General features: G+C 71.1%; 18 protein-coding genes and 1 tRNA gene. 14 read left to right on the top strand and 5 right to left on the bottom strand.

From position 1 onward, the window contains the following. Position 1: 1 nt before the first annotated feature. Positions 2 to 628, bottom strand: a complete 627-nt coding sequence (locus tag ACIQMX_RS15255; protein WP_402478082.1) for a hypothetical protein — start codon at positions 626 to 628, stop codon at positions 2 to 4. Between the two features lie 305 nt (positions 629 to 933). Here ACIQMX_RS15255 and ACIQMX_RS15250 point away from each other — a divergent pair, with 305 nt between their 5' ends. Both ACIQMX_RS15250 and ACIQMX_RS15245 read left to right on the top strand, forming a co-directional pair. Continuing rightward, positions 934 to 1,413 (top strand): hypothetical protein, encoded by a 480-nt coding sequence (locus ACIQMX_RS15250; RefSeq protein WP_363075358.1) that lies wholly within the window; start codon positions 934 to 936, stop codon positions 1,411 to 1,413. A 391-nt stretch (positions 1,414 to 1,804) separates the two neighbouring features. Continuing rightward, complete coding sequence (locus ACIQMX_RS15245) at positions 1,805 to 3,598, top strand: AAA family ATPase (RefSeq protein ID WP_402478079.1); 1,794 nt, start codon at positions 1,805 to 1,807, stop codon at positions 3,596 to 3,598. Positions 3,599 to 3,707: 109 nt separating this feature from the next. On the opposite strand, the gene ACIQMX_RS15240 is transcribed toward ACIQMX_RS15245, so the two are convergent. Continuing rightward, complete coding sequence (locus ACIQMX_RS15240) at positions 3,708 to 4,529, bottom strand: maleylpyruvate isomerase family mycothiol-dependent enzyme (RefSeq protein WP_363075362.1); 822 nt, start codon at positions 4,527 to 4,529, stop codon at positions 3,708 to 3,710. A gap of 136 nt (positions 4,530 to 4,665) precedes the next feature. Between ACIQMX_RS15240 and ACIQMX_RS15235 the strand changes: the two genes are divergently transcribed. The 6 genes from ACIQMX_RS15235 (at position 4,666) to ACIQMX_RS15210 (ending at position 12,449) form a co-directional block, all read left to right on the top strand. Beyond that, positions 4,666 to 5,400 carry a response regulator transcription factor gene (locus tag ACIQMX_RS15235; protein WP_363075364.1) on the top strand — a complete coding sequence of 245 codons (735 nt, stop codon included), beginning with the start codon at positions 4,666 to 4,668 and terminating at the stop codon, positions 5,398 to 5,400. A gap of 43 nt (positions 5,401 to 5,443) precedes the next feature. Next, positions 5,444 to 7,432 (top strand): sensor histidine kinase, encoded by a 1,989-nt coding sequence (locus ACIQMX_RS15230; protein ID WP_402478484.1) that lies wholly within the window; start codon positions 5,444 to 5,446, stop codon positions 7,430 to 7,432. 124 nt (positions 7,433 to 7,556) lie between these two features. Then, on the top strand, positions 7,557 to 7,994 hold the full coding sequence (locus ACIQMX_RS15225; protein WP_402478482.1) for a sortase-dependent protein: 438 nt from the start codon (positions 7,557 to 7,559) through the stop codon (positions 7,992 to 7,994). Positions 7,995 to 8,091: 97 nt separating this feature from the next. Continuing rightward, positions 8,092 to 8,745: a class F sortase gene (locus tag ACIQMX_RS15220; RefSeq protein ID WP_402478076.1), complete on the top strand. Its 654-nt coding sequence runs from the start codon at positions 8,092 to 8,094 to the stop codon at positions 8,743 to 8,745. Between the two features lie 365 nt (positions 8,746 to 9,110). After that, a complete protein-coding gene (locus ACIQMX_RS15215) occupies positions 9,111 to 10,769 on the top strand; it encodes an FAD-dependent monooxygenase (RefSeq protein ID WP_402478073.1) in 1,659 nt (552 codons plus the stop codon). Positions 10,770 to 10,871: 102 nt separating this feature from the next. Then, positions 10,872 to 12,449 carry a hypothetical protein gene (locus ACIQMX_RS15210; protein WP_402478070.1) on the top strand — a complete coding sequence of 526 codons (1,578 nt, stop codon included), beginning with the start codon at positions 10,872 to 10,874 and terminating at the stop codon, positions 12,447 to 12,449. A 105-nt stretch (positions 12,450 to 12,554) separates the two neighbouring features. On the opposite strand, the gene ACIQMX_RS15205 is transcribed toward ACIQMX_RS15210, so the two are convergent. Both ACIQMX_RS15205 and ACIQMX_RS15200 read right to left on the bottom strand, forming a co-directional pair. Continuing rightward, the gene (locus tag ACIQMX_RS15205) at positions 12,555 to 13,793 is read right to left on the bottom strand and encodes a hypothetical protein (protein ID WP_363075374.1); all 1,239 of its coding nucleotides are present in this window, start codon (positions 13,791 to 13,793) and stop codon (positions 12,555 to 12,557) included. Between the two features lie 94 nt (positions 13,794 to 13,887). Next, the gene (locus tag ACIQMX_RS15200; RefSeq protein WP_402478068.1) at positions 13,888 to 15,510 is read right to left on the bottom strand and encodes an endo-1,3-beta-xylanase; all 1,623 of its coding nucleotides are present in this window, start codon (positions 15,508 to 15,510) and stop codon (positions 13,888 to 13,890) included. Between the two features lie 342 nt (positions 15,511 to 15,852). On the opposite strand from ACIQMX_RS15200, the gene ACIQMX_RS15195 reads away from it, so the two are divergent. The 5 genes from ACIQMX_RS15195 to ACIQMX_RS15175 all read left to right on the top strand — a co-directional run bounded on the left by ACIQMX_RS15195 (position 15,853) and on the right by ACIQMX_RS15175 (position 22,001). Then, positions 15,853 to 17,133, top strand: coding sequence for an extracellular solute-binding protein (locus ACIQMX_RS15195; RefSeq protein ID WP_402478065.1), 1,281 nt, complete (start codon positions 15,853 to 15,855; stop codon positions 17,131 to 17,133). A 95-nt stretch (positions 17,134 to 17,228) separates the two neighbouring features. After that, positions 17,229 to 18,182, top strand: coding sequence for a carbohydrate ABC transporter permease (locus ACIQMX_RS15190; RefSeq protein ID WP_402478062.1), 954 nt, complete (start codon positions 17,229 to 17,231; stop codon positions 18,180 to 18,182). 21 nt (positions 18,183 to 18,203) lie between these two features. Next, positions 18,204 to 19,115: a carbohydrate ABC transporter permease gene (locus ACIQMX_RS15185; protein WP_363075382.1), complete on the top strand. Its 912-nt coding sequence runs from the start codon at positions 18,204 to 18,206 to the stop codon at positions 19,113 to 19,115. 38 nt (positions 19,116 to 19,153) lie between these two features. Next, positions 19,154 to 20,869 carry a glycoside hydrolase family 43 protein gene (locus ACIQMX_RS15180; RefSeq protein WP_402478058.1) on the top strand — a complete coding sequence of 572 codons (1,716 nt, stop codon included), beginning with the start codon at positions 19,154 to 19,156 and terminating at the stop codon, positions 20,867 to 20,869. 85 nt (positions 20,870 to 20,954) lie between these two features. Then, positions 20,955 to 22,001, top strand: a complete 1,047-nt coding sequence (locus ACIQMX_RS15175; RefSeq protein ID WP_363075386.1) for a substrate-binding domain-containing protein — start codon at positions 20,955 to 20,957, stop codon at positions 21,999 to 22,001. A 109-nt stretch (positions 22,002 to 22,110) separates the two neighbouring features. On the opposite strand, the gene ACIQMX_RS15170 is transcribed toward ACIQMX_RS15175, so the two are convergent. Beyond that, positions 22,111 to 22,198, bottom strand: a tRNA-Leu gene (locus ACIQMX_RS15170). 246 nt (positions 22,199 to 22,444) lie between these two features. On the opposite strand from ACIQMX_RS15170, the gene ACIQMX_RS15165 reads away from it, so the two are divergent. Next, complete coding sequence (locus tag ACIQMX_RS15165) at positions 22,445 to 23,749, top strand: DUF2254 domain-containing protein (RefSeq protein WP_363075388.1); 1,305 nt, start codon at positions 22,445 to 22,447, stop codon at positions 23,747 to 23,749. Positions 23,750 to 23,820 lie beyond the last annotated feature (71 nt).

Here is a 23,820-nt window from a genome sequence, read left to right as displayed (position 1 = left end):
ATCAGGCAGGCGGCAGCTCGCAGACGCCCGGTCGGCGGCCTCCGTACGAGGCGACCAACGCGTCCGCCACGACCGCCGCGTCCGCCTCGGCCACCTCCGCCGGATACTCCGGCAGCAGGTCGTCCCAGACGGGCAGCCACGACCCGTACAGCTGGGCCTGCCCCTCGGGACGGGCGAAGAACCAGATGTGCAGATGGGCGCCCCCGTCCCCGATGCGGTACACGTGCGCCCGTGAGATGTGCGGCAACGCCTGCACATGGCGGGCGATATGGGTGGTCAGCACGCCCAGTTCGGCCGCGAGTCCGTCGGGCAGGTCCGTCAGGTCGCAGTGATCACGTGGATACAGCATCAGCACGAGCGGTACGCCGACTCCCGGTATCCGGGTGAGCCGCCAGCGGTCGTCGAGCCAGATCCCCTCGTCACGGTCGCGGCACGCGCCGCAGTCCGCCGGGTCCTCGCCGTGCCGTGCCGGTTCGGGCAGAACCGGCGGACGCATCGGCGCGACGCGCAGACCGTCCGGCTCGAACGGGCTGACGTCCCAACCCGTCATACGGGCCAGCGGGAGCCGTCGCTCGCCATCCGCGGCCGTACGTGCGTGGGCGTAGAACTCGTCGGGTCGCAGTGCCATGGCAGAAGAGTACTGATGTCCGACGGCACAACACGGCGTGGCTCCGGCGAAGAGCACCGGGCTCCGACCGCAGATCATCCTCGGTGAACAGGCCGATTCCTTCGGGCACTTCGCCGCCGTCGCCGCGCCGCGTTCCGGCGCTTTCGCGCACCGCGCACCGCGCACAGGGGGCCCGCCTCCGCCGTCCCCTGGGGGACAACCCCCAGGAAGGTCGGGGGGAAACCGGTTCGTGCGGAGGACGCCGGGTCCGTAGGTTCTGGAGTGGAATAGGCACACCGCTTCACACAGCCTTCGGAGGCCCACTCGTGACCGCCCCTTCGCTCCAGCCGACGCGCACGCTTCACCCGGCCCTGGCGGCCTTCGTGCGCTTTGTGATCTGCGGTGGCGGGGTCGGCGTTGCCTCCAGTGGCGTCCTGGTCCTCCTCCACGACCGGATGCCGCTGGTTCTCGCCAATGCTCTGGTCACCGTCGTGTCCACCGTGATCGCGACCGAGCTGCACGGCCGGGTCTCGTTCCGCAGCGAGCGCCGGGGGTGGGGTGTGCACCTTCAGTCGGGCCTGACCGTGGCGGTGAGTTACGCCTTCACGACCGGGGCCCTGTTCTGCCTGTACGCGGTCCGGTCCGAGCCTTCGGCGCTCGTTCAGCAGAGCGTCTACCTGTCCGCGTCGGCGATCGCGGGCGCCGCGCGCTTCACCTTGCTGCGGGTCGTCGTCTTCGGCGAGCGCGCGGCAGGCGGAAAGCAGGAGGCGGCGTTCGGCAAGACGTCCGTGGCCATGGCCGCCTGAGTACGGGAGGCGCGGCCGGTGGGGCGTGCGGCTCAGCGCCGTGGCCGCGTCGGTGGCCGGCCGGCTCCTGCGCGCGAGCCGCGGCGAGCGCCTCCGTCTCCGCCGCGTCCCAGCAGGTCGGTTCGGTCGATGTACGGACGAGCTGGGCGTCGGCATCGGCCGTGCCCGGGGACTGGGCGTCCGCATCGCCGCTGTCACCGTGCGACCGCAATCCATCGAGAATCGGCCCGGCCCGGGCGGCACCCCCGCTGTCCGGAGCGCTGCGCACCCAGGCGTCGGTGCCAGGCGCGTGGCACGTGAAGGTTGGTTATCCTGACCAGCGTTCCAGGTCATCAGGGTGGGCCCCGTCGGCCGCCGGAGCGGGCCGCGCGCCCGTCGAGGGGAGAAGCACGTGCAGGGTCCAGCCGCGAGCCGGGGTTCGGTCAGGAAGGCCGAGCAGGCGTGGAGCCAGGCGATGGCCCTGATGCAGCGCGGGGACACCGCGGGCGCCGGAGCGCAGTTCGCACTCGCCACGACCCACGATCCTTCTGCCGCGGATGCCTGGCTGGGACTCCACGCGACAGGACAGCGGCAGGAGGAGGCGCTGGAGGCCATGCTCCGCAGTTCGGGTGCCTTCGGTGCGCTGCGGACGAAGTTCGGGCTGCCGCTGCGGTCCACGTTCCAGATCGGTCACTACGTCACCTTCCGTCTGGAGAACGCGCGCGACCTGTGGCTTGCGGCCATGTCGTCGCTGCTGGACAAGAAGCGGGTCGACGAGGCGTGGGCGGGACTTTCGACCGCCCAACTCGACTGCGACGAGACCCGGTTCGTCTGCACGCGCTACGCGTTCGTCAAGGAGGACTGGGCCCTCGTGCTGAGGTTCGCGACCGGGATCGGCGACGCGTTCCTGTACGACGAGGCGCAGTTGTACGTCGGTGCGGCACTGTTCGCCCAGGGCGTCCACCACGAGGCGCTGAACGTACTGGCGCCGCTGCCGCGGAAGCTGGAGACGGGCAGCGGGTTCGACGCCGAGACCAAGTACTTCATGGGGCGTTCGCTGGAGGAACTTGGACGGCAGGAGGAGGCGCTCAAGCGGTATCAGTACGCCTTCCGGTGTGCGCCGGGGCTTTTCGATGTGGACGTGCGCGCCCGGGCCAGGCCGGCTCCGGCCGCCGCTCCGGCCCCCAGGGCCGCCGACCTGGTTCCGCCGAGACCGGCACAACCCGCCGCACCCGCGCCCACACCCACACCCACCGTCCCGGCCCCGGCCCCGGCCGGGGGTCCGCTTCCCCACGAAGGCGCGGACAGTGCCGAGCCCGACGCCGAGGCGCGGGCCCGGCTGCTCGCCGAGGCGCAGAAGTCGCTCGACGGCATGATCGGCCTGGAGCCCGTGAAGCGCCAGGTGCTCACGCTCATCGCCCAGTTGCGCATGGCCGCGCTGCGTGAGGAGCAGGGGCTTCCCGGCGGGGCGCGGCCCCGGCACTTCGTCTTCGCGGGTCCGCCCGGCACGGGCAAGACGACCGTCGCCCGCATCATCGGCAAGGTCTTCGCCGGGCTCGGACTGCTGAGTTCGGGGCATGTCATCGAAGCCCAGCGCGTCGACCTGGTCGGACAGCACCTGGGATCCACGGCCATCAAGACCAGCAAGGTCATCGACTCGGCGCTGAACGGGGTGCTGTTCATCGACGAGGCGTACGCCCTGTCCAACAGCGGGTACAGCGGCGGCGACGCGTTCGGTGACGAGGCGTTGCAGGTGCTCCTGAAGCGGGCCGAGGACGACCGGGACCGGCTCGTCGTCGTGCTGGCCGGATACCGCGACGAGATGGCCGGTCTGCTCGCCGCCAACCCCGGGCTCGTGTCCCGGTTCACCACGCGTGTGGACTTCCCGTCGTACTCCGCGCAGGAGCTGGTCCTCATCGCCCGCTCCGTCCTGGCCTCCCAGGGAGACGAACCCGATGACGGGGCGGTCGAGGTCCTGGGGACCTTCTGCTCGGCGATCGTGGACGGCGGGATGGCCGACACGGTGGGCAATGCCCGGTTCGCGCGGGAGCTGTGCCAGAAGGCCTCCGCGCAACGGGATCTACGGCTGTACGCCACGCATGCCGACAGCACGCCGACCCGTGCGGAGATGGTCACCGTGCTCAGCGAGGACGTGGTGGCCGCGCATCAGGAGCTCATGGAGTCGCACGAGAACAGCGGTTCGTAGGCCGCCCATCGGCAGATCCGCAGATCCGCGCGCGCCCACGCGCAGTCCCGCAATCCAACGGATCCACGCCACCACCTCGCGCGCGTGAACGCGGTGCGCGCGCCCTCGCTCAGGGCGCCGTGAAGTACGCCGGGAACCGGGGCCCGAGCCACGGCTTGCGGCCCCATGCGAAGACGCGTCCCCGGGCCATGGCACCCGCCGGCGAGCTGCGGCCGAGCGCCATCAGCAGGAACGTGACCGGCTCGATGGAGATCGTGCAGTCCGGGCGGTCCGGCAGCTCGTGGCCCACGGTCGCCGTGCCGTCGGTGAACGTCACGCCGAAACGGCCGCCGCCCCACAGCCGTACCGCGTAGCGGACGTTGAGCCCTGCCGTGGTGGTGGCTTCGGTCACCCGGGGCATGGCCCGGATCATGAACGGGAGCGCCAGACGGACCCGTGCGGCGTCGACCATGTGCGGGCGCTTCAGCGCGCGGGCCAGGTCGTGGCCGTGGCCCAGCATGTGGGTGAGGAGGTACGAGCCGAGGACCGTGCGGTTCATCGGGCCCATCGGGGTCATCAGCGTCTCGTCCGCGGGGTGTCCGGTCAGCGCGTCGAGGCAGGCGTCCGCCTGCGAGACGATCATCGCCGCCAGAGGTCGTGCCGCGCGCTCGCCGAATGCCGCGAGGCCCTCCTCGTTGGCCGCGGCGATGCCCTGCGGGCTGCCGTCGCCGTGGGGCCGCGAGTGTCCGGCCGCCACGTCGGCCATCAGCGCGTTGGCCTGCGCGAGGTGTGCGGCCACCTCCCCCACCGTCCACGTCAGCCCCGGTACGGGCGCGCCGGTGTCGGGGGCGGTGCGCAACAGCTCCGCGATCTCCACGGCCGTCGCGCGGATCGCATCGGCCAGTCCCTCGGGCAGCGCTCCCCGCACTTCGTTTCCCGCCTTCGGCTCCACCGCGCCACCGTCCTTCCGCACGCCGCCCGCGCGTGCGCTGCCCGTCCCTGTTACCTGCGGGTACACAAGAGCAGTTCACAGGGGCTCCCGGCAAGAGGTCGCCGACCACTGTTCGAACCCCTCTACGATCGGACGGGTGTGCGCACATGTGATCATCGCCGAGGACGACGCGAAACAGGCGGAGCTCCTCCGCCGCTACCTCGAACGGGAGGGGCATGCCGTCACCGTCGTCGGCGACGGCCTCGCGGCCCTCGACGCGGTCCGGCACCAGGAGCCCGACCTGCTGGTCCTCGACGTGATGATGCCTCGTGCCGACGGCCTGGACGTGGTCCGCGTCCTGCGCGCGGAGCACCGGGAACTGCCCGTGCTGATGCTGACGGCCCGCTCCACGGAGGACGATCTGCTGCTCGGCCTCGACCTCGGTGCGGACGACTACGTGACCAAGCCGTACAGTCCCCGGGAGCTGATGGCCCGGGTCCGCACGCTCCTGCGGCGCAGCCGGCGCGCACCGGACACCGGGGAGAGCGCACCGGTGGACACGGCCGTGCTGAGGGTGGGGACGCTCGTGGTCGATCCCACCCGGCACGTGGTGTCGGTCGGCGGCGAGGCGGTGGAATGCACTCCGGGTGAGTTCAGGATCCTCGCCGCACTGGCGGCCGAGCCCGAGCGGGTCTTCACACGGCAGCAACTGCTCGCGGAGCTGCACGGCTTCGACCGGTACATCAGCGACCGCACGGTCGACGTCCACGTCATGAACCTGCGGAAGAAGATCGAGCCCGCGCCGCGCCGGCCCACCCGGCTGCTCACCGTCTTCGGCGTCGGCTACAAGCTGACCGACCCGGCGAAGGCCACGGCACGTGCGTCGTCGTAGCGCGAACCGAACCGACCCGGGGACACGGACCCGGCCGAGTCGGCTGCCGTTGCGCAAGAGCCTGTTCGCGCGGCTGCTCGCCGTATCGGCGCTGGTGGCGGCGTGTTCGGTCGCAGCCACCGCCTGGATCGCCGTCCAGACGACCTCCGGCGCGATCCTGCAGGAACAGGGGCAGAACCTCACCGCCGATGCCCGGATCTACCACAGCCTGCTCGGCTACGCGGCGGCTCATCCCACCTGGGACGGTGTCGACGCGACCGTGCGCGACCTGGCCGAGCAGTCCGGCCGGCGGATCGCGCTGACCACCGAACAGCGCACGCCGCTCGCCGACTCGGCCGCCCCGGAGACGGCCGCGGCGTTGCCGGCCCAGGCGTCGGCGATCGTGGATCCGCTGTCGGTGGACACCGCGCTCGCCGCCGAGAACGCGGGCTCGTCCGGCACCCCGGCGGGCCGGGTCGATCCGCGAGCGGTCGGGCCGTTCCGGCTGCCGGCCGCGGAGCGTACGGCGTTGCGGCAGATCGCGGACCGGGGCGTGGCCTGCCTCGGCGAGGCCGGGATCGCCTCGGACGTCGTCCGGACGGAGAGCGGGCGCCCGGTGATCCAGGTGGTGGGCAACGACCCGGACCGGATCCAGGAAACCCCCTGCACCACCGACGCCCTCGACGCCCCGACGGCCACGGAGAAGCGGGCCCTGAAGGCGCTCAACCAGCTGACCGACGCCTGTCTGAAGCGCCAGGACCGCGACGGCGTACGCCTGAAGCTCGACCTGTCCTGGGGACAGAGCGCACCACCCGTGCCCACGGCGGTCCCCACCCTGCCACCGGGCCAGGAGCCCGGGACCGCATCCCGCATCGAACCGGAACCCGCGCCGGCCGAGACGCCCAGTGTGATGCCGAGCGCCGCGCCCTCGCCCGCCGTCGGCACCGGCGAGGACGACCGGGCCATCGCCTCCTGCGTGGGCACCGCACGCCGGGAACAGCTCAGCTCGTACGTCGCCTCGCCGGCTCTCCTCTTCATCAGCGACACCGGCGGCACCACCGTCCCCGGTTTCGACCTCTCCCCGGCGAACACCGCCAGGATCGCCGGCGCGGCAGCCCTCGTCCTGGCGCTCACCGTCGGCGCCTCGGTGCTCGTCGGCGCCCGCCTCGTACGCCCCCTGCGCGCCCTGACCGGTGCCGCGCAGCGGATGCGTGACGGGGAGGACACCGCACCGGTGCTGGTCACCGCGGACAACGAGATCGGGCGGCTCGCCGCCACGTTCAACGACATGTCCGCCCACCGCGCGCGGCTGGAGTCCCAGCGCAAGGCCATGGTCAGCGACGTCGCCCATGAACTGCGCACCCCGCTGAGCAACATCCGCGGCTGGCTGGAGGCGGCGCAGGACGGGGTGGCCGATCCGGACCCGGGGTTCATAGCCTCGCTGCACGAGGAGGCCGTCCAGTTGCAGCACATCATCGACGACCTCCAGGACCTGGCCCAGGCCGACGCCGGAGCCCTGCGCCTGGACGCCGGGCCGGTACGGATCGAGGAACTGCTCGGCCAGGTCGCCGCCGCGCACCAGGCCCGCGCCGAGACGGCCGGGGTGGCCCTGACGGTTCCTCCGGCACCACCGGACCGTCCCGTGCCGGGGCTGACGGCCGACCCGGTCCGGCTCCGCCAGGCCATCGGCAACCTGGTGTCCAACGCGGTCCGCCACACCCCGTCCGGCGGGCAGGTCACCTTGCGCGCATACGGCTCCGAGTCGGGCGACGCGGTCCTGGTGGACGTCTCGGACACGGGCACCGGTATCCCGGCCGAGGACCTCGTCCACGTCTTCGACCGCTTCTGGCGCGGTGAGAAGTCCCGCAGCCGCCGCACCGGGGGCAGCGGGCTCGGGCTGGCGATCGTACGGAAACTGACGGAGGCGCACGGCGGGACGGCGACGGCGGCCAGTGTGCCGGGCGAGGGCTCGGTGTTCACTCTCCGGCTTCCGGCCGACCGGCCCGAGGACGCCCCCGCGGCCGGTACCGCGGACGGGTCCGAACAGCCCTGATGCGATGACCACAGTGTCCTGACAGCTTCTTCATAACTTCGCGTCAGCCTGTCGGCACGCCTCGCGCCGCGGTGCGCCCCGCACCGCGGCGCCGTCGAGGCCGACCTGGAACGGAGCCATGTCCATGCCCCTGCGTACGTCTCTGCGTACCGCCCTCCTCACCGCTGTCGCGGTCGGCGCGGTCTGTGTGCCCGCCACCTCGGCGTTCGCCGACTCCTCGCCCACGCCCGCGGCCACGCCGTCGGTGGTGCCGTCGTCGCCGAGCGCCGAGCCTTCTCCCGCCGTCACGCGGGCGCCCGCCTCCGCCACTCCGTCGCAGCTGCCGCGGGGTGGCGTCGCCGCGGGCGACAGCCCCTCGCCGGCCCCGGCCGAACCGTCGGTCGTGCCGTCGCAGGCCCCGTCGGCCGCACCCCGGGGCGGAGTCGCCGCGGGTGAGGAACCGTCCGGTACCTCGGGCGGCAACACCGCCACCGTCATGGGTTCCGCCGTGGCCGCCCTGCTGATCGGCGGCGCCGGAACGGTCGTTCTGCGCCGCCGTCACGCCGGCCGCAGCAACGGCTGATCACACCCCGCAGCCGAACAGACCGCAGTGGCGCCGTCCTTCACCGGGGCGGCGCCACTGCCGTCGTCGTCCGACCGACTCAGGAGCCCACTCCCCCATGCCCCGTCCCGCCCCGTCCCTCCGGCGCCGTCGCACCGCCGCCCTGCCGGTCCGCGTCTGCCTGGCCCTGACCGCGCTCACCGCGCTGACCGGCTGCTCCGAGGACTCACCGTCGAAGTCCCCGGCCGCCGTCGCGCCGACGAGCACCACCGCCGTCACCCCCGACGCCGCAGCCCCGGCCACGACCGGGAGTCCGGCAAAGACCGCCGCCCAGGCGCCGGTTCACGTCTCCATCCCCTCCCTCGGGGTGGACAGCGCCGTCATGCGCCTCGGCCTGAACACCGACGGAACGGTCGAAGTGCCGCCCGCCGAGAAGGGCATGACGGTCGGCTGGTACACCGGCGGCCCGGTACCCGGCGAACAGGGACCCGCCGTGCTCATCGGCCACAACGACACCCGCTTCGGCCGGGCCGTCTTCCACGACCTCAAGAACATCACCAAGGGCGCGGACATCACCGTCCGGGACGCGAAGGGCGCCGAGATCCACTTCGCGGTGACCGGCCGCGAGACGGCGAGCAAGACCGCGTTCCCGACCAACCGGGTCTACGGACCGACCGACGACCGGGCCCTGCGCCTGATCACCTGTGACGGCGCGTTCGACGCCCAGGGACACCCCGTCGACAACTTGATCGTGTACGCGACGAGGCGGTGAAGCACGGGGCAACGAGGCCCATCGGGCGCGGCGGCGTTGCCGGAGGCAGGGGCTCAGGGCTGTCCCATGCCCCGTACGACTGCGTTCCGCCCCGTCGGCATCGCAGAACACTGCCCGGAGTTGGTGCCGCTCGCCCGCACCACCGTCCGCCTGCACCCCCGGCCCGGAGCGCCGACGGCGGCGGACAGCTCCGTCGGAGGCCCGCGGCTGTGGCCCGCGGACGAGCCGTGGCCCGTCTGCTCCGGGCACGCCGGTCCCTGGCTCGTCGGCTACCGGCCGGAGGAACCGGCCATCCGCATCGGCAGGTGCTGCGGTAGTCCCCGCCCCGCTCCCCCGGCTCGCCGCCCCCGCCCCACCGGGCCACCATGGAGGAGGGACCGGCCGGGGGCGAGGCGCGGGAGGTATCCGTGGCGCACGACCACACCACTGACGTACTGATCGTCGGCGCCGGTCCGGTCGGGCTGAGCGCCGCCGCCGAGCTCCGCCGTCGCGGGGTGTCGTGCCGCGTCGTCGAGCGGCTGGCGGCCCGGCTTCCGTACGCCAAGGCCGTCGGCATCCAGCCGCGCACGCTGGAGATCTGGGACCGGATGGGCCTGGTACGGACCGTGCTGGAGGCCGCCGTCCCGATGCGCGGCCAGCTGATCCACGTCAACGGGAGCGAGGTGGCCCGGATCGATCTCGCGCTGCCGCCCGAGGTGCCCTACGGCTTCGCCGCGCTGCCGCAGTACGAGACCGAGCGCATCCTCGAGGAGTACGTGGCGGGCCTGGACACCCGCGTCGAGCGCGGGACCAAGCTCGTGTCGTTCACCCAGGACGCGGTCGGGGTCACGGCCCGGCTCGGTTCCGGGTCCGGCGGCGAGGAGGAGGTCCGCTGCCGGTTCCTCGTCGGCTGCGACGGCGCGCACAGCACCGTGCGCAAGGGGCTGGGGCTCTCGTTCGAGGGCGGGGCGTTCGCCGAGGAGTACATGCTGGCCGACGTCGTGGCCGACTGGGACCTGCCCGGCGGGTACGGGGTGCGCGCGAGCCACACCGACGACGACGGCTCGACCGATGATCTGCTGGTCTGCATCCCGCTTCCCGGGGCGGGGCGGTACCGGATGTCGATGCTCGTGCCGCCCGGCCTCTCCTCCCGGCCGGCGGACGCCGGCGAGGTGGCGCACGGGCTGGAAGGCGGACGCGTTCCGGAGCTCGCCGACATCCAGGCCGTCGTGGACCGCCTGGCCCCCAGGCCGGCGACGCTGTCCCGGATGCGCTGGGCCTCCGTCTTCCGCATCAGCCACCGGATCGTCGACCGGTACGGCGAGGGCCGGGTCTTCGTCGCGGGCGACGCCGCCCACATCCATCCGCCGACCGGCGCGCAGGGCATGAACACCGGCATCCAGGACGCCTGCAACCTGGCCTGGAAGCTCGCCCTCGTCGTGCGCGGGGAGGCAGGGTCCGCCCTGCTCACAAGTTACGACGCCGAACGCCGTCCGGTCGGCGAGGAGGTCGTCGGCAGGACCGTCCGGCATGCGACCCGGGGTATCGAGAACGATGCCGACGACATGACGACACTGATGCTCCGCGAGGCCCAGTTGCTCGTCGGATACCGGAACAGCCCGGTCATCGGCGCTCCGTACGGTCCCGCCGACGCACCCCAGCCCGGCGACCGGGCTCCCGACTGCGGGGGCCTGACCAGCTCCGTGGCCACCTATCCGCTGCGCCTGCTGGACGTCCTGCGCGGTCGCACAGGGCACGTCCTGATCCTGTACGCGGACAGCTGCGCCGCCCTCGCCGAGGCCGCCGAACCGGTGGCGGAGGCCGGTCCGGAGATCGTCGGTGTGCTGGCCTCCGGCTCCGCGGTGTCCGGGGCCGTTCCCAGTTACCGGGACGCCGGCGGGGAGTTCGCCAGGCTCTACCGGCCCGACGGCCCGACCGGTTTCCTGGTGCGCCCGGACGGCCAGCTCGGCGCCCGTTTCCCGCTCTCCGCCACCGCGGAGGCCGTGCCGGACCACCTGGCGGCCCTGTCCGCTCCCGCACGATGACCCCTCGGCCCGCGTACGCGAAGGGTCTTCCCGCCGTACCCCTCCCGTTGGCCCTGCCTGGCTACGCTCCACGCGCCCGGTCCGGCACAGGAGAGGTACGTCATGAGCACCCCGGTCCACCGCACCCCGGCCCGGCAGGCCGTGGCCGCCCCGACACCTGCCCGCAAGGACCTCAGCCGGGCCGGAGCGCCGTCGCCCGCCCCGCCGCGGCGCCCCCTCCTCGAGATCCAGGCCCGCTTCGGTAACCGGGCCGCCACCGCGGCGGTGCAGCGGGCCAAGGGCGCGGCGCAGACGGAGGCGGAGGCGGAGGCACCGGCGAGGGGTGACGCGTCCACCGGGGCGAAGAGCTTTCGCGACCGGATCGCCGCGGCCCTCGACCGGGCCAAGAAGCATCTCGAATTCATCGACACCTTCGTCAAGGGCGTCCACGTCCCCGCGAACGCGGGCTTCTCCCAGCAGGCCTCCGCGACGGCGAACGACGGCCTCAAGCACTCAGCGGGTTCCTCGGGGGCCGCCGCCGCATCGGAGAACCTCGTCACGGAGACCGCCGGGGCCGTGCTCAGCGGCATGGAGGCGGCCAAGGCCAGGAAGGATGCGGGGCAGCACAAGAGCGGGGCGGCCTTTCACGGAGCGGCCAAGAAGGCCAGCACCAAGACGGCCGACGCGGTCATCGGCGCCGCCGGGGCGGGAAACTACGCCCTCGGGATCGCCAAGGAGCTGACCAAGGCCCGGAAGGCCGCGGACGCGATGGCGGTCTCCGAGGCCGGAGGGATCGGCTCCGGCATCGTCGGAGCGGTGAAGGGTGCCCGCGCGGCGGCCCGTGTCGGGTTCACGGCCCGCAAATACCGTGCCCTGAAGGGGCTGGACAAGCCCGACCGCACGGACGACGGGGCACTGGCCCGGTTGAACCAGGCGCGACAGGATGCCGACAGGGCCACGGACGAGGCCTACGTCGCACTGGACGCGCACTGGGACCATGAGGGCGAGGACCGGATACAGCGTGTCTCCGACGCCATCGACGCGGCCTGGGCGGCCACGGGCAGGGCCCGTGACGCCGCCGGGGACGTACGACGCGCCGAGGACGGGAACACACTGAACACCGTGCACGCGTACGCGCTCGGCAAGCAGCGCAACAAGATGGGCAAGCAGGCGTTCACCGCCGTGGGCGAGTCCACCAAGGCCGCGGGCGGCATCGTGACGGCGGTCGCCGCCACCGCCGGAGGAGCGGGACTGGCGAGCAACCCGGTCGGCTGGGGCCTCGCCGCGGGCGCGGCCGGTCTCATCCTCGGCGTCACCGCCTACAAGGCCGGGCGCGCCGGGATGAAGCGTTACGAGGGGGCCCGCCACCCCGAACGCTGGTCGGGGGACACGACCCCGGCGGAACCCGCCTCCCGGGAGGATGCGCTGAAGGAGGCCCTGAAGTTCTGGAAGAAGGTGGAGAACGGTGAACGCCAGGCCATGGCGCGGAAGATCTACGGACTGGCGGCGGGCGCGGACATCGCCGGCAGCGGCGAGACGGCGTCCGGCATGCGCGACTCGGCCAGAGCCCTTCTCATCGCTCTCAAGGCAGGGCCGGCCCAGCAGCGGCTGACCGCGCAGGAGTGGGCGGACTCCCTCAACGATCCGGCGAAGAGCGCCGCCTGGGTCAAGGAGATAGCGGAGCAGCTGTCCTCGGCCTGACCGGGAGGGCTACGGGCGAGGCTGCCGCACCCGGACGGGGAGCGGCCACCACGCGCCCACCGCCGGCCCGGGTGGAGTGCGTCGGGCCGGCGCGGGACCACGGGTTCAGCGGCAGCGGGCGGTGAACCCGTTCGCGGCGAGGCCCTCGCAGAAGGAGGCCTTGGCCGCGCCGTAGCGGGAGAGCCTGCCGTCGACGAACCAGGTGGTGTCGGGAGCGAAGTCGAAGCTTCCGTCGTCGATGCCGTCCCAGCCGTAGCGGAAGTCGAGGTTGATGTAGGACACCGAGCGGATGACGCCCCGCAGGTCGTACTCGCCCGGGAGGTTCGGGATGGGTCCGCGGTAGTTCATCAGCGAGAAGAGGCGCTTGACCCAGAGGTCGCCGCGCTGCTGCTCCAGTCCGTCGGTCGCTCCGCCGTCGGCGGTGAAGTTCATCATGCCCGCCTCGGACAGGACGACCGGTTTCCCGTGGTCCTTGGCGAACTTCACGAGTTTCAGCACGTTCGCGTCGTGGTCGAAGTTGCGCCAGACGGCCGCCGGATTGCCGTACGCGTCCTTGCCGATGTACGCGTTGCGGCACTGGCTCGCGCCCACGTCGTAGTTCTGCGGCGGGGTGCCGTTGTAGAGGTAGCCCCGCTCGTAGACGGGGAGGCAGAGTTCATGGGCGAAGACGGAGACTCCCATCCAGTCGACGGCGGCGTCACCCGGGTACATGGTCTCGAACTCACCGCGCACCGGATGGAAGACGTACTCCAGGTTGTGCGCGGTCGACCGGCTGTCGAGATACGAGGCGAGCCGGTTGAAGGCGTTCTTGTACGAGGAGCAGCTCGCGTCCGTGCAGTGGTAGTAGCTGCTGACCTCGTAGTCGAGCCGCAGCTTGAAGCGGGCCTGTGGATGGCTGTTGCTGAACGCCAGCAGCCGGTCCAGGGAAGCGGTGTGGCCACCGGCCGCTATCTCCGCCGTCACGGCACGGGACCGGGCCGCCTTGGCGTTCTCGTCACCGCCGTTGAAGCCGGGCGGGTTGTCCTTCCAGCTGATGCCCACCTGGACGGTCTTGCCCTGGTCCGCGAGGAGGGTGGCGAAGTCGCGGTGCGCCGTGTTCACCCAGTCACCGCTGCGCAGTTCGTAGTACACGGACCCGCCGTCGGCGTTCTGGCCGAAGCTGTTGAAGTCGTCCCAGGCCGCTCGGGTGGACTGGCCGAGCAGTAGCTCGGGGGCGCCTGCCGCGGCCGCCGTCCCGGTGTCGGCGGCGTGTGCGGCGGCGCTGCCCTGCATGAAGAGCAGTCCGGCCAGCGCGGCGGCGGCGAAGGACCGCAGCGCGGTGCTCGGAGGACGTGTGAAGTGCATGGGGTGTGGGCTCCTTGGTCGTGGGGGGGGGCTGCCTGTCCGGGTGCCGGCATGCGCGCCGTCACGGATGACGGCACCCGGGTGAGGGGTAGGCTCAGGCCTTCCAGGTGAACGTCGGTGTGGTCAGCTGGCTGCTCCGGCTGCTGGGCTGGTAGTTGAAGGAGTAGGTGAGGGCGGAGCCCGAGGGCACTTGCACGGGCAGCTCCCACCTCCCGTCGGCGCTGTCGTAGGTCAGGAAGTAGTTCTGCGGCGATCCGTCGCCCATGCGGTACTGCACGGTGACGAAGGTGGCCCGGAAGTCCTTCGGCGTGAACCAGATCGTGCCGTTGGTGACGCCCTGGGTGTACGAGCCGTCAGCGGGATCGGTGGGAGTCGGCGTGGGTGTGGGAGTCGGTGTGGGCGTCGGGGTGGGTGTGGGTGCCGGGCCCGAGGTGCCGTTCGTCCACAGGGGCTTCTTGATCTCGGTCAGGAAGTTGGCCAGGACGGTCGGATCGGCCTGGACCCGGGAGTCGCCCCAGTTGCCGTTCGCACACCCCGGTCCGCCGGCCTGCGCTCCGGCCGCGCACTGCCACTGCGTCTGCGCGTCCCAGTCGGTGTTGATGTAGGCGGCCGCCCGGACGACGTCCTTGTTGCGGTTCACCCAGTCGAAGTAGCCGGCGTGCCAGCCGTCCCAGATGGCCTGGCCGCTGCTGGCCGCGGGGGCGTTGCGGAAGATGCAGCTGCTGGTCCTCGCGCCCGTCCGGGCGCCCTGGGGTGCCGCTTCGGAGACCATCGCGGGCTTGTTGTGGCCACGGGCGAAGTCGAGCACCCTGTCCTGCAGCCCGACGGGGTCGGTGTCGTGGGATCCGCAGCCCCATTGAGTCTGCACGGAGCGGGAGTTGTAGAACGAGGACAGTCCGACCCAGTCGACGTACGCGTCACCCGGGTACCAGGCGTTCAGGTGGCCGGGGTCGGTGACGATGTAGTTCCATTCGGGGTGGTCGGTGCTGGTGTTCACCGGCCACGCCGCGCTCTGCCAGACGGTGGCGACCCGGGTTGCGCCGAGTGCGTCGATGCGGCCCTTGATGTACCGGAACGCCTCCTTGTAGTACTCGGAGCTGTAGCAGTTCCAAGGACCGTCGAACTCGTACCCGATGCGCAGCAGGATGTCGCGGTCGTAGCCCTTGAGGCGGCTGACCATGTCATCGACCTTGGCCCGGTACTGCGTGATCAGATTCGGGCTGCCGGCGGTCACATCGGCGTCGTCGCGACCGATGATGGCGCGGAGCGGCTGGTTGTTGCAGCCGGAGGTGGCGTCCGAGAGGTACAGCCCGACGGCGACGGCTGCGCCGGGGTACTCCTGCATGGTCCGGGTGAAGTCGACCGTGCCCGCGCCCCAGTTGGCCGGACTGCTCATGCCGGCGAGAGGCTCGGGTGAACCGCCCAGCACGAGGTTGGTGTAGAGCGTGACGCCACCGGGCGCCGGGGCCCCGAGTGAGGCCTTGTCCAGCACGTCGGTGCGGTAGTCCGAAAGCGTGTCGCTGTCCTGGCCCATGACCAGCATGACCTTGCCGTCGGCGGGTACGCCGCGACCGCTGACCGCCGCGGCGCCCGTTCCGGCCGTCGTTCCCGCCTCCGCCGTCGCGGACAGTCCTGTCAGAGCGATGAGTGCGGCGCAGGCGGCGGCTCCCGCGGCGGCGGCCCTTCTCAGGTGTCCGCGTGGTCCGTCATGTCTCATGGGGCGTCTCCGGTTCGTGCGAGTGGGGTGTCGTCCGCCGACGGGCGTCAGTCGGCGATCGCATCGTGGGGGGCGTGGACCCCACGGTCAACCACTCGCGAAAGTTTCGTAGATTTCAGCAGGTCACGGCGTCGAGGTCTCGAAACCCCGGACACCCATGCAGACCATCAACTGGATAAGTGCAGGTGAACGGCCCATCAGCGAGAAGTGCTCGCCAATCGCCGGACGACCCCACCTGCATCCCGATACAGATCGAGCAAGTTTCGCGAAACTCTTGACATTGTTTTCGGAGGCGGCGAACTTGGTGCCACTCATCCCGCACCCCTCTCCCGGAGGACCACCATGGGCCGTACGCGTGCCCGCAGAACCGTCGTCGCGCTCGCCTCCGCCGCAGCGCTCCTCGCCCTGTCCGCGTGTGGCGCGGACTCCGGCGAAGCCGACGGCAAGATCACCCTGACCGTCGCCACGTTCAGTGACTTCGGTTACAAGCCGCTCATCCAGGAGTACAAGCGCACCCACCCCGACATCACCATCAAGGAGCGCATCTCCCAGTTCGACCAGCACCACAACCAGCTCTCCACGCAGATCGCCTCCGGGAGCGGAGCCGCCGACGTGGTCGCGATCGAGGAGGGCTACCTTCCCAAGTTCCGTTCGGTGAAGGACAAGTTCACCAATCTGGCCGACTACGGGGCGATGGACCGCAAGAGCGAGTACCTGGGATGGAAGTGGGAGCAGGGAACCCTTGGCACATCCGACTTCGTGATGGGATACGGCACCGACGTCGGCAGCCTGGCCATCTGCTACCGCAAGGACCTGTTCGCACAGGCCGGTCTGCCCACCGACCGCGTCGAGGTCGGGAAGTTGTGGCCCACCTGGGACGACTACTTCGCCACGGGAGAGAAGTTCCAGGCGAAGGTGAAGGACAAGGCCTGGTTCGACAGTTCGGGCAACATCTTCACGGCGATGATGAATCAGACCGAGTTCGGGTTCTTCGACGCGGACGACAAGTACATCGCGAACACCAACCCGAAGGTCCACGAGTTCTTCACCGCCACGGCGAAGGCGACGGCCGACAAGCAGAGCGCCAACCTGCAACCCTTCAGCCAGCAGTGGAACGCCGGAATCAAGCTCGGGCGCATGGCGACCATGACCTGCCCGGCCTGGATGACGGGCCAGATCAAGACCGCGGCCGGCGATGCCAACGCCGGCAAGTGGGACATCGCGGCCGTCCCCGGCGGTGGGGGCAACTGGGGCGGTTCCTTCCTCACGGTGCCCAAGCAGAGCAAGCACGTGAAGGAGGCCGCGGAGCTCGCGGACTTCCTGACCTCGGCCAAGTCCCAGAAGGAGATCTTCACCGGTCCTGTCGGTGCGCTGCCCTCCCTGGTCCCGGTCCTCGACGACCCGGAGGTCAAGGGCGCCGAGCAGGAGTACTTCAACAACGCGCCGACCGGTGAGCTGTTCGCCTCCTCGGCCAAGGGCCTCAAGCCCAACTACCGGGGCACGAAGGACCAGCAGGTCCGCATTCCGTTCGGCAACGCGATGCAGCTGGTCGAACAGGGCAAGGCGAGCCCGGACGAGGCCTGGGACAAGGCCCTCTCCGAGGCGTCCAAGAACATCCGCTGACCGTGCCGGGCGGCGGCGCCCGAACGCCGCCGCCCCCGCCCGTGTCCCCCGCCCCGACCCACCCCCGGACCTTCTCATCCGTACGGAGAACCAGAATGGCGCTCCAGGCCGCTCGAACCACCCCGGGCTCACCCCCCGGCGGACGCAGTCCCCACCGATTCCTGCCTGAACGGCACCTCCTGCCCTACCTGTTCATCGCACCCTTCTTCGTCGTCTTCGGCATCTTCGGCCTCTACCCGCTGCTGCAGACGTTCTGGGTCTCCCTGCACGACTGGGACCGCCTCTCCGGAGCCGGGCAGTGGGTCGGGCTGGACAACTTCAGCAGACTGCTGGCCGACTCCGACTTCTACACCGCCCTGTTCAACACGCTCAGCATCTTCGTGCTGTCGACCGTGCCGCAGCTCCTCGCGGCTCTCGCACTCGCCTGGCTCCTCGACCGTCATCTGCGGGCGAGCAGTGTGTGGCGGGCGCTCGTCCTGGTGCCGCAGTACGTGTCGGTGGTCGCCGTGGCACTGGTCTTCTCACAGCTGTTCGGACGCGACTTCGGCATCGTGAACTGGGCCCTGCAACACGCCGGTCTCATCAGCGACCCGGTCGACTGGACTGCTGACACGTGGAGTTCGCACGTCGCCATCAGCTTCATGGTCATGTGGCGCTGGACCGGGTACAACGCGCTGATCTTCCTGGCAGCGATGCAGGCCGTTCCCCGCGAACTGTACGAGTCCGCGCAGATCGACGGCGCCTCCCGTCTTCTGACCTTCCGCAAGGTCACCCTGCCGGCGATCAGACCGACCATCGTCTTCACCATCGTCATCTCGACCATCGGAGGCCTCCAGCTCTTCGCCGAGCCCTTCCTGTTCGACCAGCAGGGCAACGCCGAAGGCGGCGCCGAGCACCAGTTCCAGACCCTGACGCTGATGCTCTACAAGTACGGCTTCATCAACAACGACGCCGGGTACGCCTCCGCCGTGTCATGGGTCCTCTTCCTCCTCATCGCGGTCATCGCCGCGGTGAACTTCCTGCTCGCCCGCCGCTCCGACCGCGCCTGACCCGGTATCCAGGAGAACCACATGGCCGTCACCACCCCGACCCGGGGCACAGCCACGTCCCGTCCCACGGCCCGCCGCACACCGCGTACCGTTCCCCGGCGCGGTCCCGGGCGCCTCGACAAGGCAGGCCCACTCGCCTACGCGATCCTGGCCGCGATCACCGCGGCCTCGGTGTTCCCGCTGTACTGGAGCTTCGTCGTGGCCTCGCACGACGACAACTCCGTACTCGCCGGCACGACACCACCGCTCGTGCCCGGCGGGCACCTCGTCGAGAACATCCAGCGCGTCTTCGAGCTGTCCTCCTTCTGGCAGGCGCTCGGCAACTCCCTCGTCGTGGCGGGCACGACCGCGGTCAGCAACGTGCTGCTCTCGTCCTTGGCCGGCTTCGCCTTCGCCAAGCTCCGCTTCCCCGGACGCAACGCACTCCTCGTCTGCGTCGTGGTCACCGTCATGGTGCCCACTCAGCTCGGCATCATCCCGCTCTACATGCTCGTCACCGACATGGGTCTGTACGGCAAACTCTCCGCGCTGATCGTTCCCGCGCTCGTCTCCGCCATCGGGGTGTTCTGGATGCGGCAGGCCGTGGAGGAAAACATCCCCGACGAGCTGATCGAGGCCGCTCGGATGGACGGCGCGGGACTGCTGCGCACCTACTGGCACGTGGTCGTCCCCGGTGTACGCACCACGGCGACCGTGCTCGGAATGTTCACCTTCATGTTCGCCTGGAACGACTACTTCTGGCCGCTGATCGCCCTGCCGCCCGAGAACGGCACCGTGCAGATCGCGCTCAACCAGCTCGCCGCCGGCTACTACACGGACTACACCCTCATGCTCGCCGGTGTCGTCGTCTCCGTGCTGCCCGTCCTCGTCGTCTTCACCGTCCTCGCCCGCCGGATCGTCTCCGGCGTGATGGCCGGCGCCGTCAAGGGATGAGCCTCACCGGCTTCCGTCCCACTGTTCCCAGGAGACCCATGACCCCCGCGCAGGCCATCCACGACCAGGACCGGTCGCCGAACCGCCCCGGGACCACCGGAACGATCGTCAACCCCGTGCTCCCCGGCTTCCACCCCGACCCCTCGATCCTGCGGGTCGGCGAGGACTACTACATCGCCACGTCCACGTTCGAGTGGCTTCCCGGAGTCGGTGTCCACCACTCCCGGGACCTGGTGAACTGGCGCCCCCTGGGCGGACTGCTCCGCGAGGAGCGGCTCGTCGACCTGACCGGCAGACCCGACTCCGGCGGCGTATGGGCGCCCTGCCTGTCGTACACGCAGGGGTTGTTCCACCTCGTGTACAGCGACGTCACGAACCTGTCGGGGGCGTTCAAGGACCTGCGCAACCACGTCATCACCGCCGACTCGCTCGACGGTCCGTGGTCGGACCCCGCGCCGTTTCCGTCGCACGGTTTCGACCCGTCCCTCTTCCACGACGACGGGCCGAACGGCGACGGGCGCAGCTGGGCCCTGTGGATGGAGTGGGACCACCGGCCCGGACGGCATCCGTTCGCGGGCATCCTGCTGCAGGAGTGGGACCGGGAGAGACGACAGGTGACGGGGCCGCTGCACCGGATCTTCACCGGCACCCCGCTCGCCCATACCGAGGGTCCGCACCTCTACCGCCGGGACGGCTGGTACTACCTGATGACGGCCGAGGGCGGCACCTCCTGGTCGCACGCGGTCACCGTGGCCCGGTCCTCCGCCCTGACCGGCCCGTACGAGGCAGACCCCGCCGGTCCGCTCCTCACCTCGGCCGGGCACGAGCAGCTGCCGCTGCAGAAGGCCGGGCACGGCAGCCTGGTCGCCACACCCGGCGGGGAGTGGTATCTGGCCCACCTCGTGGCACGGCCCCTGAGCCCCCTCGGACGCTGCGTTCTGGGCCGCGAGACGGCACTCCAGCGCATCGAATGGACCGAGGACGGCTGGCCGCGGCTCGGGGGTCCCCCGGCCCCCGGCGGCGACGCGTCACCGAGATCCACCGTGCCCGGCCCCGCCCTGGCACCGGCGCCGGTGCCGGAGCGGCCCGACCGCGACCACTTCGATCAGCCGTACCTCGGCACCGCCTGGTCGACCCTCCGCCGGCACCCCCGCGCGTCCTGGCTGAGCCTCGACGAGAGACCGGGACATCTGCGGTTGCGCGGCGGGCAGTCGCTCGGCTCGACTCATGGGCCGAGCCTCGTCGCACGGCGGCAGCAGGCCGTGGACTTCGACTTCGCGACCCGGTTCGAGGCCGACCCCCGCTCACCTCAGCAGATGGCGGGGCTCGTCCACTACTACAACTCGACTCTGTGGCACTACGCGCACCTGACCTGGGACGAGGAGCTGGGACGGGTGCTGAGGGTCGGTGTCTGCGAGCACGGCCGGTACGTCGAGCCGGGCACGCCCGTGCCGGTCCCGGACGGTCACACGGTGGAACTCCGTCTGACCTGCCGCGCGGAGCAGGGCGACTTCGCCTGGCGGACCCCCGGCGAAAGCGGCTGGCACCGGCTCGGTCCCACCCTCGACGTCACCCGGCTGTCGGACGAGAGCGCGACGCGGGGCGACGCCACCACGGGACATTTCACGTCGTGGGGTTTCACGGGAGCGTTCGCAGGTCTGTGCGTCACGGATCTCACCGGCTCCGGCATGAGCGCCGACTTCGACTGGGCGGAGTACCGCGAGACCGGCCAGGGCCCGCGCAGGGGCGTGTGAGCACGGTGGAAGGAGCGTGGCAGACTCGGTCGTCACCCTTCACATGGTGGCGGACCACGGAGCACCAGCGAAACGGACGGACCGGATGACAGCGGAGAGCCCGGAGACCCCGGAAAGGGTCACCCTCGCCACGATCGCGTCCGAGGCCGGTGTCTCCGTCTCGACCGTGTCGAAGGTCCTCAACGGGCGCTCGGACGTCTCCACGGACACGAAGGAACGAGTCGAGGCGGTCATGGACCACCTCGGCTACCAGCGGCGCCCCGCCCGTCGGCGGGGAGCCGTCATCGACCTCGTCCTCAACGAACTCGACAGCCTGTGGTCCGTGGAGATCATCCGGGGCGTCGACGAGGTGCTCCACAGCGCCGGCGCCAGCATGGTCCTCTCCGCTGTGCACGGCCGCAGCTCCGCCACGCGCGAATGGATCGACCAGATCGCGGCCCGGCGCAGCCACGGAGCCATTCTCGTCGTCTCCGAGCTGACCCCGCAGCAGCGCCGGCGCCTCACCGCACTGGAGGTCCCCTTCGTCCTTCTCGACCCGGTCGGCAGCATCGATGCCCTGGTGCCCACCGTGGGGGCCACCAACTGGGCCGGCGCGGTGAGCGCCACCGAACACCTCATCGAGCTCGGCCACACCCGCATCGCGCACCTCGCGGGGCCCCGGCACGTGCTCTGCAGCAGGGCCCGAGCGGACGGCTTCCGCGCGGCGATGGAGCAGGCGGAGCTCCACATTCCCGAACGCTGGGTGCCGCACGGGGAGTTCAACGACTCCTCGGGCAGAACCGAGATGGCACGGCTGCTCGACGACGCCGAGGCCGCGGGCGAAGCGCCGCCCAGCGCCGTCTTCGCCGCCAGCGACCTCCAGGCCCTCGGCGCCTTCGAGGAGTTGCGGGCCAGGGGACTCGGCATCCCCGCGGAGACCAGCGTGGTCGGCTTCGACGACCTGCCGGTCGCCCGGTGGACGCATCCGGCGCTCACGACCGTACGCCAGCCCCTCCTGGACATGGCATCGATGGCGGCCAGGACGTTGCTCAGAATCATCGACGGCGAGCAGGCGGACACCCTGCGTCTGGAACTGGCCACGCGGCTCGTCGTCCGGGGAAGCACGGCACCCCCGGCGCCCGCCGGCCGCTGAATCCGCAGCGCTCCGTCCCGGCACGCGGGTGACGTGTGCGGGACGGGGCGTCCGGGACTTCCAGAGCTGTACAAAAGCAGAAGGACCCCTGATGAACAGGGGTCCCAGCTGGTGTCCGAGGGGGGACTTGAACCCCCACGCCCGATAAAGGGCACTAGCACCTCAAGCTAGCGCGTCTGCCATTCCGCCACCCGGACCAGGTGGTCGGCCCCGGTTTCCCGCGGCGACAAAGAAAACAATACCAGGGGTTTGGGGTGGCTCTCACCTGCATATCCGGTGGTCTTCGCCCTGGTCAGTGCGGTGCACGGACCTCGGGCGGACACAGCCGGGGGCCCCGGCCGCCCCGCGCGAACCCTGTGTGGACGGTCGCGCACACACCGTACGACCGGAGGTTCGGCGGCGGCGTCCGCCGCTGCGCGGGCGGGCCGGGTTACGTTCGCGGGATGAGTGATCGCGGCTACCGGCCACCCCGCGCGCTGTCGCCCTTGCGCGAGCATCTGCGTGAGACGTTCTGGTTCGCTCCGACCCTGACGCTGATCTGCGCCGTCGTGCTCTGGCTCGTCGCCTCGGCCCTCGACGAGCAGATCGTGGCCTATCTGAAGGACGAGCAGGCGTACGACGAGATCAAGGACCTCGTCGCGATCGCGGAGGACACGAAGACGATCGTCGTCACGGTCAGCTCGGCGATGATGACCTTCATCGGTGTGGTCTTCAGCATCTCGCTGGTGGCCGTGCAGATGGCGAGCGGGCAGCTCACGCCCCGGGTGGTGCGCATCTTCGTGCGCAGCCGGATCAGCAAGCTCACGCTGTCCGTCTTCCTGGCGACGTTCGTGTTCTCCCTGCTGGTCCTGAGCTCGTACGAGAGCACCGCCGATCCGCGCCGCGTCGCGTCCGTCCCGTTTCTGCAGAGCATCCTGACAGCCGTGCTCGTCGGGCTCAGTCTGCTGCTCTTCATCGCGTACGTGAGCGCCACGCTGCGTCTGATGCAGGTCGGCCCCGTCGTCGACCGGATCGCGCGCGACTCGTTCCATGTACTGCGGCGGATGCCCGTCGGCGGGGCGCGGGACGGGGTGCTGCCGGCCGGGACCGGGCAGATCCTGCACGAGGGGCGCGCCGGCGTCCTGCGCGACGTGAACGTGGCGCGGCTGGTCCGGATCGCGCGGAAGCAGGGTGTGGTGCTCCGGCTCATCCCGCGGATGGGGGACTTCGTCGTGCCGGGCACGCCGGTGCTGGCGGTGCACGGCGGCGCCGCGCCGGCCCGGAACGCTCTGCGGTACACGGTGTCCGTCGGGGTCGAGCGCACGCTTCACCAGGATCTGGCGTTCGGGCTGCGGCAGCTGTCGGACATCGCTCTGCGGGCCCTGTCGTCTGCGGTGAACGATCCGACCACCGCCGTGCAGTGCCTCGACCGGATCGTCCAGTTCCTCGCGGCCGTGGCCACGCTCCCCCTCGGCGCCGTCCACCACCGGGACCGCAAGGGTGAGGTGCGGCTCGTTCAGGACGTGCCGGGGTGGGCGGACCTCGTGGATCTCGGGTTCGAGGAGATCCGGCGGTGCGCGACGGACAGCCCGCAGGTCACCCGGCGGCTGCTGGCGGGGATCGACGACCTGGTGGTGCTGGCCGGGCCGGAGAGGCGGGAGCCGCTGCTCCGGCACCGTGCGCTGCTGGTGCAGGCGGTGGAGCGCACGGTTCCGGATGCCGCCGAGCGGGAGTTCGCCCTGCTGCCCGACCGGCAGGGGATCGGCTGAGAGGGGGGGAGGGACGGGGCGCGCGGCCCGTCCCTCCCCCCTCTCTCAGCCGGGCTCGGACCGCCCTCCCC

The organism is Streptomyces sp. NPDC091416, from assembly GCF_044756845.1.
Lineage (GTDB): Bacteria > Actinomycetota > Actinomycetes > Streptomycetales > Streptomycetaceae > Streptomyces.
The sequence above is the reverse complement of the archived record's forward strand: the minus strand, read 5'-3'. Positions and strand labels throughout refer to the sequence as shown.